Origin of the sequence: Mesorhizobium sp. M7A.F.Ca.US.014.04.1.1, assembly GCF_003998745.1 — a bacterium.
In the GTDB taxonomy this organism is placed as follows: Bacteria; Pseudomonadota; Alphaproteobacteria; order Rhizobiales; family Rhizobiaceae; genus Mesorhizobium; species Mesorhizobium ciceri.
Genome location: NZ_RZRW01000826.1, coordinates 1 through 1885 on the forward strand (window position 1 = coordinate 1; position 1885 = coordinate 1885).

At 58.5% G+C, this 1885-nt stretch carries 2 protein-coding genes; one reads left to right on the forward strand and one right to left on the reverse strand.

Going from position 1 to position 1885, the window contains the following annotated elements:
- A partial coding sequence (locus tag EOA22_RS31970) for a transporter substrate-binding domain-containing protein (protein WP_127390521.1) occupies window positions 1-834 on the reverse strand: 834 nt, incomplete at its 3' end.
- A 300-nt stretch (window positions 835-1134) separates the two neighbouring features.
- Here EOA22_RS31970 and EOA22_RS31975 point away from each other — a divergent pair.
- On the forward strand, window positions 1135-1885 hold a 751-nt coding region (locus EOA22_RS31975; protein ID WP_164756125.1), incomplete at its 3' end, for a LysR family transcriptional regulator.

Sequence of the window (1885 nt, forward strand, 5' to 3'; positions counted from 1 at the left end):
GGCATCCGTCGGCAGTTTCATGGTGAAGCCGAACCACTTCTCCTGAAGCTTGGCCATGGTTCCATCGGCGGCGAGCTTGCGGAACTGGTTGTCGATGAAGTCGGCAAGCGCCTTGCTGTCGTCATCCTTGCGGAAGGCCCAGCTGAAATAGGTCGGCTCCCCGAACGTCGTGCGGATGGTTTCGAAGGCGTCGCCGCGCTGCGTCTGCAGGTAAAGCAGATTGGGCAGGGAATTCACCACGGCATCGGTACGGCCGGCAGCCAGGTCGGCATAGGCCTCATTGAAGTCGACATAGGTCTGGATGTTGGCGATCGGCGCCATGCCTTTTGCCTTGAGTGCCTCGGAAAAGGCCTCGGTGCCCTTGAGCTGTGCCGAGCCGGCCTGCGTGCCAACATTCTTGCCGCTCAGGTCTTCGGGCGTGTTTAGCGACGTATCGCCCTCGCGCTTGACGTAGGAGAACGACGCGTCGGCGATCGGCAGAGACAGCCTGTAGGTATCGTAACGCTGTTTGTTGACGGTGACGGACGTTATGATGGCGTCGAATTTTTCGGTCTGGAGGCCCGGCAGCAAGCCCTGAAACGGCAGGTCGAGCCGGTTCACCTTCACGTCCGGTAGCGCCTTCATGACTTCTTCGAAGAGGGCGACGCCATAGCCGACGACCTTGCCGTTATCGACATATTCGAATGGTGGGTAGCGCGCCTCGGACGCGATGGTGATCTCGCCCTTCTCCTTGATCCGATCCAGAAGATCGGCGGCTGTGGCGATGCTCGCCACAGCGAGCGAGAGTGACGCGGCCAGCAGTATCGAAGTGCACAGTTTCAGAGCGGATCGCATGACTTCCTCCAGCTTCGTATGTTCTCGTTTATTATGGATTATTTGGAGTCCGAGGCTTCTGTAAGCGCTCAGGAATCTCACATGCGTGACGAGCCTCAAACCTCCAAGTCGCCGGCCGACTGCGTTGCCGGCCCGGTTGTTGAACTTCCCAGCGGCAGGACGGCACGCCGCCATCTGGTAGGGCAGCATGGCAGGATTGAATCTTTGATAAACATGGAATGAATAGACTATACATCGAAATTGGCGATGTAAGGCTGATGCCGGACACCGCCTGCACAGGTTCGGGGAGGAGTGTCAGAATTGCGTCTGTCGGTAGCCGATATCCGTGCGCTCAGGGTTTTCCGTTCCGTGGTCGAACATGGCGGATTCACTGGAGCGCAGCTTGCCTTGGCGATGAGCCAGTCGACGATCAGTTTCCAGATCAATGCGCTGGAGGAGCGGTTGGGGTTTTCGCTGTGCCAGCGCGGCAGACGGGGCTTCGAACTGACCGACAGGGGCAGCGCTGTTTATGAATATTCCCATTCGCTGACATCCGCGCTGTCGGCGTTCGAGATGCAATTGGGGGAATTGCGCTCCAAGGCGACGGGCGTGCTGCGCGTCGGGATCGTCGATGCGACCGTTACCGATTCAAACCTTGGCCTCGATGACGTCATTCACCAGTTCATCAAGAAGGCCAGCGAAGTCGATCTGCGCATCACCATAGGCTCGCCCGAGCAGCTGATCGCGGACACCGCCAAGGGCGGGATCGATTTCGCGATCTCCCCGCGCATCAAATTGCTGCCCGGCTATTCGCAAACTGAGTTCCATCATGAAAGGAACTCGCTCTATTGCAGCGAGCGTCACCCGCTGTTTTCCCGCAAGCTGGTGACAAAGGCCGATGTGGAGGCATCGCAGATGGTGGTGCGGCCCTATGCCAACAAGTCGGAACTGCAGCATTTTCCCAACGCGCATGTCGGCGCCTATGCCTCGAATATCGAGGCGCAGGCGATGTATATCCTGAGCGGCCACTTCGTCGGCTATCTGCCGGATCACATGACCGTCACGTTTAGAC